This is a genomic window from Arthrobacter sp. K41, from assembly GCF_059089645.1.
In genome coordinates this window covers 1-16,326 of sequence record NZ_JBNHEW010000006.1, presented here as the reverse complement: position 1 = coordinate 16,326, position 16,326 = coordinate 1, and the positions used below count along the sequence as shown (strand labels likewise).

The 16,326-nt window shown below is 66.6% G+C and carries 13 protein-coding genes; 7 read left to right on the top strand and 6 right to left on the bottom strand.

Annotation, left to right across the window (positions count from 1 at the left end):
• Nucleotides 1–18 precede the first annotated feature (18 nt).
• The gene (locus AC5RTE_RS14305) at nt 19–1,920 is read right to left on the bottom strand and encodes a DEAD/DEAH box helicase (RefSeq protein WP_494042044.1); all 1,902 of its coding nucleotides are present in this window, start codon (nt 1,918–1,920) and stop codon (nt 19–21) included.
• Nucleotides 1,921–2,230: 310 nt separating this feature from the next.
• On the opposite strand from AC5RTE_RS14305, the gene AC5RTE_RS14300 reads away from it, so the two are divergent.
• Complete coding sequence (locus AC5RTE_RS14300) at nt 2,231–2,992, top strand: class I SAM-dependent methyltransferase (RefSeq protein WP_494042043.1); 762 nt, start codon at nt 2,231–2,233, stop codon at nt 2,990–2,992.
• 2 nt (nt 2,993–2,994) lie between these two features.
• On the opposite strand, the gene AC5RTE_RS14295 is transcribed toward AC5RTE_RS14300, so the two are convergent.
• Complete coding sequence (locus tag AC5RTE_RS14295) at nt 2,995–4,416, bottom strand: MFS transporter (RefSeq protein ID WP_494042042.1); 1,422 nt, start codon at nt 4,414–4,416, stop codon at nt 2,995–2,997.
• 69 nt (nt 4,417–4,485) lie between these two features.
• Nucleotides 4,486–5,823 (bottom strand): MFS transporter, encoded by a 1,338-nt coding sequence (locus AC5RTE_RS14290; RefSeq protein ID WP_494042041.1) that lies wholly within the window; start codon nt 5,821–5,823, stop codon nt 4,486–4,488.
• An 88-nt stretch (nt 5,824–5,911) separates the two neighbouring features.
• Here AC5RTE_RS14290 and trmB point away from each other — a divergent pair, with 88 nt between their 5' ends.
• Together trmB and AC5RTE_RS14280 are read left to right on the top strand one after the other, a co-directional pair.
• A complete protein-coding gene (gene trmB, locus AC5RTE_RS14285; RefSeq protein WP_494042040.1) occupies nt 5,912–6,835 on the top strand; it encodes a tRNA (guanosine(46)-N7)-methyltransferase TrmB in 924 nt (307 codons plus the stop codon).
• Nucleotides 6,836–7,011: 176 nt separating this feature from the next.
• Nucleotides 7,012–7,830, top strand: coding sequence for a DUF1206 domain-containing protein (locus AC5RTE_RS14280; RefSeq protein WP_494042170.1), 819 nt, complete (start codon nt 7,012–7,014; stop codon nt 7,828–7,830).
• Nucleotides 7,831–7,902: 72 nt separating this feature from the next.
• Here AC5RTE_RS14280 and AC5RTE_RS14275 read toward each other — a convergent pair whose 3' ends face one another.
• Nucleotides 7,903–8,571: an anti-sigma factor family protein gene (locus tag AC5RTE_RS14275; RefSeq protein WP_494042039.1), complete on the bottom strand. Its 669-nt coding sequence runs from the start codon at nt 8,569–8,571 to the stop codon at nt 7,903–7,905.
• Nucleotides 8,568–9,068, bottom strand: a complete 501-nt coding sequence (locus AC5RTE_RS14270; protein ID WP_494042169.1) for a sigma-70 family RNA polymerase sigma factor — start codon at nt 9,066–9,068, stop codon at nt 8,568–8,570. The genes AC5RTE_RS14275 and AC5RTE_RS14270 overlap by 4 nt, the downstream gene beginning before the upstream one ends.
• Nucleotides 9,069–9,237: 169 nt before the next feature.
• Here AC5RTE_RS14270 and AC5RTE_RS14265 point away from each other — a divergent pair, with 169 nt between their 5' ends.
• Entirely contained in the window at nt 9,238–9,795 is a 558-nt protein-coding gene (locus AC5RTE_RS14265; protein WP_494042038.1) for a COG4315 family predicted lipoprotein, read from the top strand.
• A 292-nt stretch (nt 9,796–10,087) separates the two neighbouring features.
• Entirely contained in the window at nt 10,088–10,681 is a 594-nt protein-coding gene (locus tag AC5RTE_RS14260) for a DUF5655 domain-containing protein (protein WP_494042037.1), read from the top strand.
• A 14-nt stretch (nt 10,682–10,695) separates the two neighbouring features.
• Here the strand turns inward: AC5RTE_RS14260 and AC5RTE_RS14255 are convergent, their stop codons facing one another.
• Nucleotides 10,696–11,307, bottom strand: coding sequence for a DMP19 family protein (locus tag AC5RTE_RS14255; protein ID WP_494042036.1), 612 nt, complete (start codon nt 11,305–11,307; stop codon nt 10,696–10,698).
• Between the two features lie 228 nt (nt 11,308–11,535).
• Here AC5RTE_RS14255 and AC5RTE_RS14250 point away from each other — a divergent pair, with 228 nt between their 5' ends.
• Both AC5RTE_RS14250 and AC5RTE_RS14245 read left to right on the top strand, forming a co-directional pair.
• On the top strand, nt 11,536–15,024 hold the full coding sequence (locus AC5RTE_RS14250; protein ID WP_494042035.1) for a DEAD/DEAH box helicase: 3,489 nt from the start codon (nt 11,536–11,538) through the stop codon (nt 15,022–15,024).
• Between the two features lie 69 nt (nt 15,025–15,093).
• Nucleotides 15,094–16,107: a family 43 glycosylhydrolase gene (locus AC5RTE_RS14245; RefSeq protein ID WP_494042034.1), complete on the top strand. Its 1,014-nt coding sequence runs from the start codon at nt 15,094–15,096 to the stop codon at nt 16,105–16,107.
• Nucleotides 16,108–16,326 lie beyond the last annotated feature (219 nt).

Here is a 16,326-nt window from a genome sequence, read left to right as displayed (position 1 = left end):
CAACCACCGAAAATACTCTTAGCGGCCGCGGCGCTCGTTGGAGGCCGGAGCCGAAGCGCGGCGGGGACCGCTGCGCGCGGGACGGCCGGTACCGCCGCCGTTGCCGGCGGAGTAGGATCCGCCGGAGGTTCCCCCGGTGTTGGACGACCAGACAGCCTTGTTGCCACCGGCAGCAGCTGCACCGGCACCTGCGGAGCGCTGTCCGCCGGTCCGGGCACCTGCGCCGGCTGCGGCGCGCTGGCCGGTTGCCGGACGTCCGCTGCGCTGTCCGCCCGAGGTGGCCGGGCGGCCTGAGGAAGCCGGACGGCCGGTCCCGCCACGGGGAGCGTCGCTGCGGGTTACACGTGAATCAGTGCGTCCGTCCGAACCGCGGCCAGCCGATGCACGGCCACCTGCCGCGGGGACGTCGTTGCTGTGCGTGGACGCGATGCCGCGGCCACGTGCGTTGCGGCGGGCAGCCGCTGCGGCGATGGCGCGGTCCTCGTTCTGCTCGCTGACGCGGTCGAACGCTGCACGGGCTTCGGTGCGGCCTTCGAAAGCTGCCGCGCGGCGCTCGGCACGCGGTACGTCGGTACGGGTGGGCTCGGCGGAAACCCGGCCGCGTCCACCGCGGCCGCCACGTCCACCGGCGGTGGGTGCAGCCTGGCGTCGGGCGCGCTTACGCTCGGCGTTGGCACCGGTGGAGGTACCGCCGCCCTGCTGCGCGGCTTTCTTGGCCAGCAAGGCAGCACGGGTGCGCGGATCGATCTTGTCGGCCATTTCGCCCACCAGTTGAGCAACCAGCGGCGAGTTGGCGGTGACGCGCTCGAAGTTGACCTCGACGCCTGCGGCCTTCATGAGCTTCTTCACGTCGGTCTGCTGTTCGGGGAGGGTCAGCGTGACCACTGTGCCGTCGGAACCGGCACGGGCGGTGCGGCCTGAGCGGTGCAGGTACGCCTTGTGCTCGGTGGGCGGGTCTACGTGGATGACCAGTTCGACGTCGTCCACGTGTACGCCGCGAGCTGCGACGTCGGTGGCCACCAGGACGCGCACGTCGCCGGAGGAGAACTCGGCGAGGTTGCGGTCACGGGCGTTCTGCGAAAGGTTGCCGTGCAGGTCCACGGCGGGGATCCCGGCGTCGGTCAGGGTCTTGGCCAGCTTCCGGGCGTGGTGTTTGGTCCGCATGAACAGGACGCGGCGGCCGGCACCGGAGGCGAGCTCCACGATCAGCTGCTTCTTGACGGTCTGGTCGTTGACCACCAGGACGTGGTGCTCCATGGTGGTGACCGCTGCCTGCGGATCGTCCACGGAGTGGGTCAGCGGGTTGGACAGGTAGCGCTGGACGATCTTGTCCACGCCGTTGTCCAGGGTGGCGGAGAAGAGCAGGCGCTGGCCCTGGCCCGGGGTCATGTCCATGAGCTTCTTGACCACCGGCAGGAAGCCGAGGTCGGCCATGTGGTCGGCCTCGTCCAGGACGGTGATCTCCACAGCTTCGAGGGTGAGGATGCGCTGGCGGATCAGGTCCTCCAGGCGGCCTGGGCAGGCGATGACGATGTCGACGCCGGCACGGAGGGCCTTTTCCTGGCGGGCCTGGGAGATGCCGCCGTAGATGACGGTGGTGTTCAAGCCGGCAGCCTTGGCCAGCGGCTCGATGGTGGCATTGATCTGGGTGGCCAGCTCGCGGGTGGGGGCAAGGACCAGGCCCATGGGGCGGCCGGGCTTGCGGAAGTGCTTGGCCTCCCGCTCAGCGAGCCGTGCAACAAGCGGGATCGCGAATGCGATGGTCTTGCCGGAGCCGGTACGGCCGCGGCCCAGGACGTCGCGTCCGGCCAGGGTGTCAGGGAGGGTCTTCACCTGGATGGGGAACGGCTCGGTAATTCCCTGGGCGGTGAGGGTGTCGGCGAGGGCTTTGGGCGTGCCGAGGGCAGCAAAAGTAGTCAAAGTCAAAGGTCTTTCAGGCGGTATCCGTGCGGATATCGGCCCCCGACGCCGGTTGGCAACGGGGGTTCGCCGAAGAAAATTCAGGTGATCAACCAGCCTGCTGCCGCTTATGCAAAGCGGCGGCCGGGACCAAATGGAACGCGTTCATCGACGCAGGATGTGCCTCTCACATGAAAAAAGCCCAGTCCCTCAATGATGGGAGACAAGGGCATCACTGCACATCAAGTTCCACCAGTCTAGCATCCCGCGCCCACTCCCCTTCCCCGGACCACCCGTTGCCAACCCTGGCAGTGCGGGGCAGGGTGGAGGCATGACTGAACACGCCTCCCACCAGCATGAAGCGCACTCCCCCGAATCCCACCGGGCAATGCACGACGCCGGGCCAGGCCTTTCCGGGGACAGTGAAGGCCAGGGCATCAGGGACGCTGCCGCCCTGTGGGACGAGCGGTACCGGAGCAAGCCCCAGATCTGGAGCGGCAAGCCGAACCCGCAACTGGTCCGGGAGGCCGGCGAGCTTCGGCCGGGACACGCGCTGGACCTCGGCTGCGGCGAAGGCGCTGATGCGATCTGGCTGGCCCAGCACGGCTGGACTGTCACCGCCGTCGATGTTTCCGCCGTCGCCCTGGACCGGGCACACGGACACGAGAAAGCCGCCCTGGCGCGCGAAAGCGTGCACGCTGCCGAGGGCGCCATCGCCAGCCGCATCCATTGGCAGCAGGCCGACCTCGAGGAATGGCAGCCCGACGAATCGTACGACCTGGTGACCTCACAGTTCCTCCACTCCCAGGAGCTCGCCTGGCAGGGTCCCTTAAAAAATGCCGCAGCGGCGGTTAAACCAGGCGGCACCTTGCTGGTGGTGGGCCACCATCCGGACCGGCTTCCCCCGTGGGGCGGCGCCCACACAACGCATGGGATGTTCTACACCGCAGAGCAGGTGGTCAAGGAACTGGAGCTGGATGGCCCCGAGTGGCAGCTGGAAGTGCAGACCAGCCGCGAGCGTCCGGTGACCGGACCGGACGGGCAGCACGCCACCATCGCCGATGTAGTGGTTCGCGCCAGCCGCGTGCCCTGAGGTCAAGCTCCGCCCTGGCTCTTGTTGGTTACCCGTGGAGAAACCCCCGCCGCGGCTGCCGCTACCAACGCGGCAAGTGCGAAGACCCCCGCGAAGGACTCCGTCGTGGTCGTAAATGCTGCGAACACTATGCCTGTGGTCGCCAGCGCGAGCGCACCGCCCAGGGAGTCTGAGATGGACATCGCGGAGCTGTTGAAACCCTCGTTCTCCTTGCTGGAAAGCGCGAGTGTCATGACGCTTAGCCGCGGATAGAGCAGGCCCATACCGCCGCCGGCAAAGACCCACCCCGAGATGGCGAGAGCGGCCGGCCAGTGCAGGGCGGTGGTGGCCAGCGCGAGGACCACAGCACCAAGAACCATGAAAGCGCCGATGCGGACGGCGCGGCGATGGGGCAGCCGCGCCCCGAGCCGGCCCTGGACTGCCGACGCGCCTGCCCAAGCCAGCGCTCCACAGGTGAGGGTGAGGCCGGCCAAGGTGGGCGGGAAGCGGTACTGCTCAACCAGCAGGTACGGCAAATAGACCTCGGCGCCGAAGAAAGCAGCCGAAGCGAGCCCGCGGACCAGGATCACGCTTGGCAGGCCGCGGCGGGCAATGAGCGTCCCCTGCGGCACCAGCGGCCGCGCGGCCACCAGCGCAATAACGACGGCGGCGACCGCCAGGAGCGCCGGTGCTGCGGGCATGCCGGGGAGGCGGACATCCCGCGACAGATTGAGTCCCAGCACCGCCAGCGCCGCGAGGATTGCCCAGACAAGCCTGTTCAGGGCCCGTGGAGTGGATGGTTGCTGTGCTTCGGATCGTTCTTTGGCGTCCTGTTCCCTGGAGGACGGCACGTTCCGCAGCACCGGCGCAATCATCACGAGCGCCGGTAGGACCAGTAACACCACGCCCAGGAACACCCAGTGCCAGCTGAACACCTGCGCAACAATCCCGGCGGCAAACGGGCCCACCAGGGACGGAATCACCCAGGCCGCGGAGAAGGCAGCGAAAATTCCAGGGTGCAGCAGCGCGGGATAAATTCGGGCCACCAGGACGTACAGCGCCACGGTCAACGCGCCGCCGCCCAGGCCCTGCACCAACCGGCCGGCCACGAGCACCGGCATGGATTCCGCAGTGCCCGCGATCAGCAGGCCAACCACGAACAAAGCCACTGAGGTGTACAGGGGGACGGTGGGGCCACGGCGGTCGGACCAGTTTCCAGCAGCAACCATGCCGATAACGCCGGTTGCGAGCGGCCCCGCGAAGGCCAGGGCGTAGAGGCCGCCGCCGTTCAGTTCCCGGCTCACCACCGGCATGATGGTGGTCACTGCGAGCGACTCGAACGCGGCGAGGAACACAAGCGCGCAGGCACCGATGGTCACCCACAGGTACGGCCGCTGCAGAATGCCGGCGTGGGGGTCGCTGGCTGCAAGGGTTGTGTGGCGCACGCTTCTGCCCATCGGTTGTATTGGACGTGCTCCACAGCATAGCGGCGGGTGTCGGATTGCGGCCCTCTGCTACCTGGTCTGGTCCCCGACATATCGGTTTCGTCCAGCCCGGTAGCCGAAAACCGCCGCCAGCGATCCGACGGCCAGAAAGAGGATTCCGGCGGCGGTGAATGATCCCGTGGCATGGTGCAATTGGCCCACCATCAGGGTTCCAGTGGAGCCCAGGCCGTAGCCCACGCCCTGCATCATTCCAGACAGGTGCGCCGCCGTGTGTCCGTCCCTGGTGCGCAGCATGATCATGGTCAGCGCCACCGCGGTGAGGCTGCCTTGGCCAAGGCCCAAAAGTCCTGCCCATATCCAAATCAGCTCGAGCGGCCCGAAAATGCTCAATGCGAAACCGCTGCCGGTCATCAGCGCCACCACCGTGTTGATGCCTCGCTGGTCCGGGAACCTCGCAGCCAGCGCCAGCGCGAAGAGGGAACCAAGCATCTGCAGCACGATGCACATGGACACGACCAGCCCGGCTGTCGCTCCGTCCACGCCCCTTTCCCGCAGGATGGGCGAGAGCCAGGCGAACACGCTGAAGGACATCATGGCCTGGAGCACCATGAAAATCGTGACCTGCCAGGCGACCGCCGAACGCCAGACGTTCACCCCCTCTCTCACCGCCTGGTGGCGGACGGAGTGCTGCCGCACCGCCACTGGCAGGAACAGGACAAGGACGACGGCGGCGGTGAGCGCCCAAAACCACAGCGCCATGGTCCACTCCCCCGTCGCCTGGTACAGCGGGTAGGTGAAGCCAGCCCCCAGCGCGGCCGAGGCACAGATGGCAGTGGTGTACAGACCACCCATCAGGCCCAGCCGGTGGGGGAAGTCGCGTTTGACCACCCCGGGCAGGAGCACGTTGCACAGTGCGATGGCAGCGCCGCAGGCCGCTGTTCCTGCCAGCAGTGCCGGCAGGTGTCCTGGTCCCGGCGCCGCACCCGCGGCCGGCAAGGAGAGTTCGGCGGGGCGGAGCAACAGCCCTGCGGTGAGTACGGCCATGGCGCCAAGGAGGACCCGTTCCGGACCGAAGCGGCGGGCGAGGACCGGGGCCAGGGGCGCAAAGAGACCCAACAGCGTCACCGGGACAGTGGTCAGCACCACCACCGCCCATCCCGGAAGGGCAGCTTGTGAGGTGACCTCGGGAAGCACTGCGGAAAAACTCGAGAAGACGGTGCGCAGATTGAGGCCGATCAACACAAGGCACAGGGCCAGGTAGATGAGTTCCCTTCGGCTTCCTGCCCGGGTTGGTTCCGGTGCCGGCAGCTCATCAATTTCCGTGTCCACCAGGTTGCCGGGCTGGGGCTTTCCCGCCGGGCTGCCGGGCTGCTGCTTCTTCGCCGCAGCATCTGTCGCTTCCGTCACGTGCCCATTCTTGCAGGAGGACTGGCGGAGGAGTTCGAGGTGACACCCCCGGCCAATAGGCCACCGCCCCGCCGGTATTCTGGAAGGGATGAGCGAATCCCCAGAATCCCCGCAGCCGGAGCACGTCCCGAGGCCGGTGACCCCCGGCACGCAGGCGTCTTTCGGCACCTATGGTGGCCGGCCGGTCAGCTTTGTCCGCCGCGGAACCCGGCTGCAGGGCCGCCGGCAGGCCGCATGGGAAGAGCACGCCGAACGGTGGGCTGTTGACGTCCCCCGGCACGTCGCCAACACCTCAGTCCACCCTGACTACACTTTTGACGCCGAGGCGGAGTTCGGCCGCAAGGCACCCCTCATCGTGGAGATCGGCTCCGGCCTGGGTGATGCCATCTGCCATGCCGCAGAGCAGAATCCGGACTCCGATTTCCTGGCGGTGGAGGTTTACACCCCCGGCCTTGCCAACACCATCATCAAGATCAACAGCCGTGGGTTGAGCAATGTCCGGGTGGTGGAGGCCAACGCACCGGAGGTGCTGGCCAGCATGCTTCCCGAAGGATCCGTCAGTGAACTGTGGGTCTTCTTCCCGGACCCCTGGCACAAGTCCCGGCACCACAAGCGGCGCCTTATCCAGCCCGAGTTCGCGGACCTTGCCGCCCGTGCGCTGAAAAAGGGCGGACTTTGGCGGATTGCCACGGACTGGTCCAACTACGCCGTCCACGTCCGTGATGTCCTGGCCGGTTCAAAGGACTTCGAGAACCTGCACACCGGCGAGCGCCGCGGGCCGGAGAGCCCGCTGACCCAGGTATGGCAGTCCGGGGTCGAGTCAGTGGTGGGCGGAGCCCCGGTCCGTGAAGGCCGTGCCCCCGTCAGTACAGAACACACCGGCCCCAACGAGGGCGTGGACGAGACAGGTGGCTGGGCGCCGCGGTTCGAGGGCAGGATCCGGACGAGCTTCGAGGGCAAGGCCCACGAAGCCGGGCGGCTCATTTTCGATCTCTGCTACCGCCGCCGGTAACTCCGCAACCCCTCCATTCGTCCTGCCAGCCCCGGCGGCCGGCGGCCGTGCGATGCGTGGCCGTGCCGGACCACTGGTCCCGGCCACCCCGGCATGGCACGATTGCCCTTGTGCGGGTTGGCACGCTAAATCAGCGCATTAGCGCGTGCGTAGAGGGAACAGCCATCAAAAGAGAACTGCGACAAGCGGCTGATGCAGCGGAAAACGTCACCAACTCCCGGACCTTTGAGCTGCTGGCAAGGGCGGGATTTGCGGCGAGCGGCATCCTGCATCTGCTGGTGGGGGCCATCGCGATCCGGCTGTCCATGGGCGGTACAGGCAACGCTGATTTCAGCGGCGCAGTGGCAGAGCTTGCCGGCCAGCCGGCCGGGCCTTTCCTGTTATGGGCCAGCTTCGCCGCGTGCGCGGCCCTCGCGTTGTGGCAGACCAGCGATGCCGTCTTCGATTACAACCGGCTGCCCACAAAACAGAAGGTTGGGAAAAAGGCCAAGGCTGCTGCACAGGCACTGGTGTTCGCAGGTCTTGCCCTCACGCTGATGTCCTTTGCGAGGGGAACCGGTTCCGGCGGGGACAACCAGCAGGCAGCCAGCGATTTCACCGCTTCGATGATGAAAGCTCCGGGTGGCGTGGCGCTGCTGGTCGTGCTGGGCATCGGCATTGCCGTTACCGGCGTCGTTTACGGCATCCGGGGCCTGCGGAAGTCTTTCGAAAAGCATCTGGTGATGCCTGCCTCCTCCAGCACCAGAACGGCCGTCACCGTCCTGGGTGTCACGGGGTATGTGGCTAAGGGGGTCGTGCTGCTGCTGACCGGGCTGCTCATCGCCATAGCCACCCTTCAGGCGCATCCCGAGGAGTCCACCGGGTTGGACGGCGGGCTCCGGGCGCTCCGTGACCAGCCGTTTGGAATATACCTCCTGGCAGCGGTTGGGGCAGGGCTGGTCTGCTACGGCGCCTTCATGATCGTCCGGGCACGCCTGGGGAAAATGACCCGATAAATTGGCAGCTCCCCGCAGATGCCTCTGTCCTCGTAGGGGGCTTTGGCCCGCCGCGCAGGCACCCGGGCGCCTCTAAGGCACAGTAATTACTGCGACGGCATGCTGCATGCCGTCCCGCAGTTCCACGCTTGAAATGCTGGTCAGCTGGATGGGCGTGGCTCCCGTAACCCTGACCCTGCCGCTTGGCGTGGCCGTCCAGGCGCACGCCCGGTCCTCGCCGCCTGCGCGGTCACGTACCCACAGGGACAGCGTGCCGTCGGAGGGGAGGCTGCTGCCATTCACGGCCAGCTCGGTCCCCCACGTTTTGCGGGCCATATCAATGCTGAACTGAAGGCCGCCTCCTGACTGGACGGAATATGTGGCATCCGGCGGCGCGGGCCGGTTCAAAAGCGGACCCACCGCCAGCCCCACGGCGAGGCAGGCTGCGGCGACCGTCCCTGCCAGAGCTGCCCCCCGCCGTCGTGCCTTACGACGGCGGCGTGCCAGTTCGGAGAGGAGGTGCACCGGGGCACGGGTTGCAGGGGCGGGCGGCGCACCTGATCCGGCCGGGACGACGGTGAGCGCTACGGCCTGCGGGACAGGAAGGGCGTCCAGCAAGGCAGGCACTTTGTCGAGGCGGGCAAGCTCGTCCCGGCATTTCGCACATCCCTGCAGATGGGATTCAAAGCCCTGCACGTCCTCGGCGTCCAGTCCGCCCAGCAGGTAGGCGCCCAACAACTGGTGCTGGTCCGGGGCGTTCACCGTTCCACCCCCATCTCGTCCAGGATGGTCCGCAACGCCCGCACAGCATAGTAGGCGCGGGACTTTACCGTTCCGCTTGGGACGTTCAGCTGGACTGCTGCCTCATTCACGGTGAACCTGCGGTAGTGCAACGCCACCAGAACGTCGCGGTGTTCCGGGCTGAGCCGGAGCAGCGCTTCCTCGATCAGTACCCGGTTCAGCAGCTCATCCACGCGTTCCTCGGTTGCCGCCGAATCGGCGAGGCCGTCATCCAGTGTCTCCGCCGGGCGGCGCTGCGCCCGGCGGTAGTTGTCGATCATGATGTTCCTGGCCGTCCGGAAAAGATAACTGCGGAGGCTGCCGGTGACTTCCGGCGCGTGCTGCCATACCCGGAGCACCGTTTCCTGGACCACGTCTTCGGCAAGTTGCGGGTCCCGGGAGGCGCTCAGCACAAAGCGGCGGAGGGCCGGGCCGTGTTCACGATAGATGGCTTCCACAACGTCCTCGTCCAGCGGCATTCCCAGGACCTCCCGTCCCGCCAGCAGCACTGCCCGCTCACGCGCTGCTTCCGGCTGATACGACGTCCGCAACCGGAATGTGGTTCATTTGAACCATTCTTCACCCGGAGGCGTCGTACCCGTTAGCGTCCGGTGATCCGACGCCGGGCACCAGCCAAGGAGCAGACCCATGAAAAAGCATCTGGGGACAGGCCTCTTCGTCCTGGCCTTGACGGCGGCCCTGGCGGGCTGCGCCGGCGGAACCGGCACAACTCCTGCCGCCAGCAGTCCGGCTGTCACGGCAGGATCGCCCCTCGCCTCCGCAACCGCACCCGCCGCCTCGGTCTCCCCGCCGTCCGCAACGCCTTCTACAACGGCGAGTGCCGGCGTCGACCTCATGACCGCCTCTTCCAGCCTTGGCGAGATCGTGGTGGATGCCAAGGGGATGAGTCTCTACTTCTTCACCAAGGACGTGAAGGACTCCGGAACCAGTGCCTGCACCGCGGAATGCCTGGCCGCGTGGCCGCCGCTCCTCACCACCTCGGCCGAGCCCACGGTCGAGGGGGTAACCGGAACGGTAGGTACCATCACCACGCCGGAAGGTGCCCGGCAGGTGACCTTGAACGGGCTGCCGCTGTACTACTTCGCCAAGGACACCAAGGCCGGCGACATCCTCGGCCAGGGCGTCAACGGCGTCTGGTACCTGGCTGATCCGGCCGGCGAAATGATTAAGACGGCTGCCAAGTAGATGACGCATGGGGACGGGAAGCCGGGTGCCGGGCAAGGTTTATGAGGCGGGGACTTCCCCGGGCTTGCCCGGGGAAGTCCGCTGGCGTGCGGGGGCGTCCGCCGGCGTGCGGGGGCACCTTCCGCGGCCGGGCCGCCCGACGACGAGTGAAGGAAGGGGCGGCACGAGCTCTGGGGCCGGTGCGCCGACAACACGTTGTCATCGATCCGTCGGGCGGACCCCCTGAACCGCGGAGGAGGGCGGAAAAGTTACGGGTGTCCGGAATCTTTTTCCGCGGCGCTACGATCGATCCATGCCTGCCACCCCGGAATCCCATAAAAAGCCCAACACCTGGCAATCGATGGTGGACAACAATAAAGCCCTCCTTCTAAGGAAGACCGGCGAAGACACTGCGCTCTGGGTTGAGAAGGCACGCGCCGCCGGCATCCGGGACGACAGCGAGCTCCGCACCTGGATGCGCGACGGCTTCGGGGTGACGGGGTACGCGCAGTACGCGGTGTCCTGGGAGATGTTCGGCTACCCGGAATTTATGCTGCGGGACGCCGATGAGCTGATCGACGGGCAGTACGCCAACCACCCGCATCTGCGGCCCGTCGCGGATGCCATCCTGGCGTGGGCGTCCGGGACTGAGGGCGTGGAGATCCAGATGCGGAAAGGCTACGTGTCCCTCCACAGCCCGCGGCGGAAGTTCGCCCAGGTCACCCGCACAACCAACACCGCGGTGGACGTGACCCTGCGGCTCGATGCCGCTGCCGAAGGACGGATCGAAACCGTGAGGACACGGGCGGATGACCCTTTCACCCGCCGCGTACGCCTGACCTCAGCCGAGCAGGTGGACGACGAACTGCTGGAAATTCTCACGCTGGCTTTGGAGCAGAACGGCTGACCCCGGGGGCGTTATCACAGCCGCCAGTCAGATAGCTCCTGGGCGTCGGCCTGCGCCTGGCGCCCGCTCGAAGCCGGAATCCGGGCAGCGAGCTGCTCGATGTACGCGCCGACTTCCTCGTCGTCCAGCACCAGGAGTTCGGGCTGGCCGTGCAGCCAGGCGGCGTTCAGTGCGGTGATGTTTTCCCTCTCCAGCAGCTCCTCAAACTCACCGTCGAGTTCCTCCATCCGGAGGACGCCGTCGGGCGTTTCCCGCGAGTCCTCCTGGCCGCCGTCGAGGTAGCACTCTTCGTCTTCTTCGGACAGTCCGTCGAAGGCCTCAATGAACCGGTTGAAAAGGTCCAGGTGCGCGGTCGCTCCCATTCCCGCCATGCCTTCGCGGATCAGCTTGTCTGCTTCAGCCCTGTCGTCGGCGTTGGACACGTACTGCGCGAAGCCACCCTCCAGTACCTCGGTGAGATAAAAGTCCACGTAGTAGCTGCGGACGGCGACGCGATTCATCTCGTCAGCGGGGAGCAGGGCAGAGTGCATGGCATCCACAACACTGACATTGGCCTCCACGACGTCCTCATCGCTGGATCCAATGCTGCTGCTGGTCAAAACGACAGGCTGCTGGCTGGTAATCATGGCAATCCTCACTGCTGTACGCGGATGGTGCTCAAACGCTTTCCACGCTATGTGCGGCACGCACCAGCGGCGTTGAGGGCGAAGTGAACGTCCGGCGAAGTTTGCGGGCCCCCCTTCCCCAGCCTTCAAAAGGCGCGGCACGCCCTCCCCCGCGGGCGAACTAAGATGGATCAGATAACCAACCACCGGCCCCGGCCCCGCCGTGGCCTGTTGAAAGTAGCGCGCACCATGCCATCCCAACCGGACGAGAGTGCGGCACTGGCAATACAGACCCCTGCCATCAACGACCGCTCCCTGGCGGCCGGGCTGGCCTATGCCATGGGAAGCCGCGTCTCCGGCATTTCGTTCGACGCTGCCACCGGGCTCATGCTGGGCAAGGTCCGCGGCGGTGCGGACCTGCCGTATTCAACCACCGCAAAGCTGGTCCGCAAGGGTGGCGGCTGGAGCTGCACCGTGGGTGTGTGCAGCTGCCCGGTCCGGAAGGACTGCAAGCACGTGGCCGCGCTGCTCTTCGCGGCGGAGGACAACCCTGCCACCCGCCTGCAGCTGCTTTCGCCGGCCACCGCCACGCAGGTTTCGCGCGAACCGTCCAGTGCCGTTTCTGACTGGGAACAGGCCCTCAGCCCACTGATCTCCCGGCCCGGCGCCGGGCCCTCAAGCAACGGCGTTCCCTTGGCGCTGCAGTTCGAGATCGAAGAGCCCGCACCGCACTTTTCCTACACCGGCCGCCGGGATCCCCTGCGCAGCGTCCGCCAGCTCAAAGCCCGCCCGGTGATCATGGGTGCCAAGGGAAAGTGGATCCGCGGCGACGTCTCATGGAACACCCTGAGCTACCTGAACTTCCGCCGCGAATGCAACGAATCGCACGTGGAATGGATGCAGGAGTTCCTGGCCGCGCACTCCGCCTCCGCCGGCCGCATGCAGAACTCATCAGGCCTGTGGCTGGGCCTGAACACCTACTCCGGGAAAAACCTCTGGAGCCTGCTGGCCGACGCCAGGAAGATTGGCCTGGCGCTGGTCCACTCCCGCGGCACCGAACCGGTGCGGCTCGCGGAGTCCCCCGCCGCCGTCGGCCTGAACCTCAGCCGCTACGGGTCCCCCGCCGCTGAACCTTCAGCTGCCGGCGGGGGCACAGCCGGCTCTGCCGCTGCCGCTCAGGCGTCCGACGGCGGCCTGGAGCTCGCGCCCACCGTCACCGTTGAGGGGGTCGAGGTCGATCCGGCGTCAATAGGCACCATCGGTCGCCCCGCGCACGGAATTTTTGTCACGTCCGGAGAGGCAGCCTTGCCTGGAGTTCCGGACCCGGACGGTGTCATCACCCTGGCGCCGCTGGAAAGCGGGTTGAGCGAGGAGCTGCTGGCGTTCGTCACTGCCGGCAGCACGCTCCACATTCCCGCCAAAGACGAGTCGCGCTTCCTCACCGGTTTCTACCCGAAACTGAAGCAAACGGCCCGTGTCACTGCGCGGGACGAGTCCGTTGAGCTCCCCACCCTTGCCGTCCCCACGCTCTCCCTGCTGGCAAACTACGGCGCCGACCACAAAGTGCGGCTGCACTGGGAATGGCACTACAAGACGGGAAACCTGGTCACGGCCCAACCGCTGTGGCGACACCCCGGCGACCACGGCTACCGCGACGACACCGCCGAAGCCCGGATCCTCGAAGGAATCGGCCAGCCCTGGGACGTGGTCCCGGCGCTCGGAGAATCGGCTACCGGCGGCTGGGGCACCCCCCGGCTCGCGGCGTCCGTGGAGCTGAAGGGCCTGGACACGCTGGCGTTCACCGAGGAGGTACTGCCCCGGCTTCGCCAGGCCCCCGATGTGGATGTTGACACGGTGGGCGACATCGCGGACTACCGCGAGGCCGAGGAAGCGCCGGTGGTTTCCATTTCCACCAAAGCCACCGAACAGCGCGACTGGTTCGACCTCGGCATCCAGATCTCCCTCGAGGGCCAGCCGGTTTCCTTCGCCGCGGTGTTCTCCGCGCTCGCCGCGGGGCAGACCAAGATGCTGCTGCCCAGTGGCGCTTACTTCTCGCTGGATCTGCCCGAACTGCATCAGTTGCGGGCACTGATCGAGGAGGCCCGCTCCCTGCAGGACAACAAGGACGCGCCGCTGCAGATCAGCCGCTTCCAGGCCGGCCTGTGGGACGAGCTGGCCCAGCTGGGGATCGTGGACGAGCAGGCAGCGGCCTGGCGTTCAGCTGTTGGCGGTCTGCTCGAGGGCGGCGTGGACGGCCTGCCGCTCCCCGCCACCTTGAATGCAGAACTGCGTCCCTACCAGCTGGAGGGCTTCAACTGGCTCACCTTCCTCTACCGGCACAGCCTGGGCGGCATCCTCGCCGATGACATGGGACTCGGCAAGACCGTCCAGGCCCTCGCCCTGATGTGCGCGGCCAAGGAACTGGCTGCCGCGGCCGCAAAGGAACCTGCACCCGATGCTGCAGCCTCCGGCGCTTCAGGCCCCCCGTCCGACGCCGGGGCTCCCTTTTTGGTGGTGGCCCCCACCAGCGTCGTGGGCAACTGGGCCCTGGAGGCGGCGCGCTTTGCTCCTGGCCTGAAGGTTCAGGCCGTCAGTGAGACCTTCGTCAAGAGCAGCCAGCTGCCGGCGGACTCGCTTGCCGGAGTGGACATCGTCATCACGTCGTACGCCTTGTTCCGGATCGATTACGAGGCCTACGCTTCCCGGGAGTGGGCCGGCCTGGTCCTGGACGAGGCCCAGTTTGTGAAGAACCACCAGTCCAAGGCGTACCAGTGCGCCCGCAAGCTGCCGGCGGCTTTCAAGTTGGCCATCACGGGAACGCCGCTGGAGAACAACCTCATGGAATTCTGGGCGCTCACCTCCATCGTCGCGCCGGGACTGTTTTCAAGTCCCAAACACTTTGCCGAGTACTACCAGAAGCCTGTGGAGAAGAACGGTGACAAGGGGCAGCTGGACAAGCTCCGCCGTCGGGTCCGTCCGCTGATGATGCGCCGCACCAAGGACCAGGTCATCAAGGACCTGCCGCCGAAGCAGGAGCAGATCCTGGAAGTGGTGCTGAACCCCCGCCACCAAAAGGTATACCAGACGCACCTGCAGCGGGAACGGCAAAAGATTTTGGGGCTGATCGAGGACGTCAACAAGAACCGCTTCACCATCTTCCAGTCGCTCACCCTGCTGCGGCAGCTCAGCCTGGATGCCTCTCTCGTGGACCCGGCGATGGCGTCGGTCCGGTCCAGCAAGCTCGATGTGCTGTTCGAGCAGCTTGATGACCTGGTGGCGGAGGGCCACCGTGCCTTGATCTTCAGCCAGTTCACGGGGTTTCTTGGAAAGGTCCGGGAACGGCTTGACGAGGAAAAGATCGAGTACTGCTACCTCGACGGCGGTACCCGCAACCGCGCCGACGTGGTCAGTGAATTCAAAAACGGCGCTGCCCCCGTGTTCCTGATCTCGCTGAAAGCCGGCGGGTTCGGGCTGAACCTCACAGAGGCCGATTACGTGTTCCTGCTCGATCCCTGGTGGAACCCCGCGTCCGAGGCGCAGGCGGTGGACCGCACCCACCGCATTGGCCAGGAGCGGAATGTGATGGTCTACCGGCTTGTAGCCAAGGACACCATCGAAGAAAAGGTCATGGCGCTGAAGGCGCGGAAGTCACAGCTGTTCGCCGACGTGATGGAAGGCGACGCCCTGGCCGGCGGCGCCATCACAGCGGAGGACCTGGCGGGGCTGTTCCAGGAATAAGATTCCATATCCTGCAGGTGGAGCTGTCGCCTAAACTGTAGGCACAGGATATACAACGTTGGAGAAGACGTGCAACAGCAGCAGGCCGGAACCGGGATGCTTCCATCTTCGAACCTGCTGCCGCTCCGCCCGGACGCCTTCCGGGCTCCCTACCGGGATCCTGTATGGGACGGGCCCACCGATCCCGTCCTGGTTCCGGACCACCTCACCGGCGAGTGGGTGCTCTTCTATACCCAGCGCCGTGCCACGGCACCGGGCCTGTCGGGGGTGGAATGGGTACACGGCACAGCTATCGGCGTTGCACGGTCCTCCGACGGCGGACGGAACTGGAGCTACCAAGGCACCGTGGACGGACTGGTGCCCCCTCAAACGGAACTGCCGGCAACCCTGTGGGCGCCCGACGTCGTACGTGTCGGCGACGAGTGGGTCATGTATCTGACGGTGTTGGGCGGAGTCCGGACGGACTGGACCGGCAACGCGTCGATTGTCCAGTTCAGCAGCCGGGACCTTGTCGCATGGGAGTACCTCGGCGCCATCGGCCTGGAATCGCCGAGGGTTATCGACGCCGCCGTCGCACTGTGCGGGGACGGCCGCTACCGCCTCTGGTACAAGGATGAGGCCCGCGGCTCCAACACCTACAGCGCCGTGAGCGACAACCCCCGGGACCCCTCGTCATGGACTCCCGAAGGACTCACCATCCCCGGCCGTCCCCACGAAGGACCCAAGGTCTTCCGCCTTGAGGAAACCTACTGGATGATCGTGGACGAATGGCGGGGCCAGGCCATCTACCGCTCGGCCGATGCCGCAGGAAACTGGGCCCGGCAGGAGTACCTGGACGGGCTCATCCTGACGCGGCCCGAGCACGTGGACGGAAGGCCCGTCGTCGGACGCCACGCGGATGTGGTTCCCCTGGCAGCCGGCGAAGACGGGAAGGAACGCGCATTGGTGGCCTACTTCACGCACCCGCACTGGGGCGGCGAGGACATTGGCACGATGGCACCTGATTCCAGGACCCGCCTCAGCCACGTCAGGGCGGCGGTATTGGAAGTCCGCGGCGGCAACCTTATCTGCACCGAACACTGAACCGGCATGACAAGGGGCCAAACCCTGGAACTATAAGCCAGCTGCTGCCGGCACCGGTCCAGGGCCTGGCCCTCCGCCTGACTCGTGTGCCGGGCGCCTCCACCCGGACTTCTCAGCAGCTCCTAGGGCGTGTCTCCTAAAGCTGTCAGCCAGATGCTGATCGCTCGGAGGACTGCTCCACCCCGGTAGGTGAGGGCGAGTTTGTCGTAGCGGGTGGCC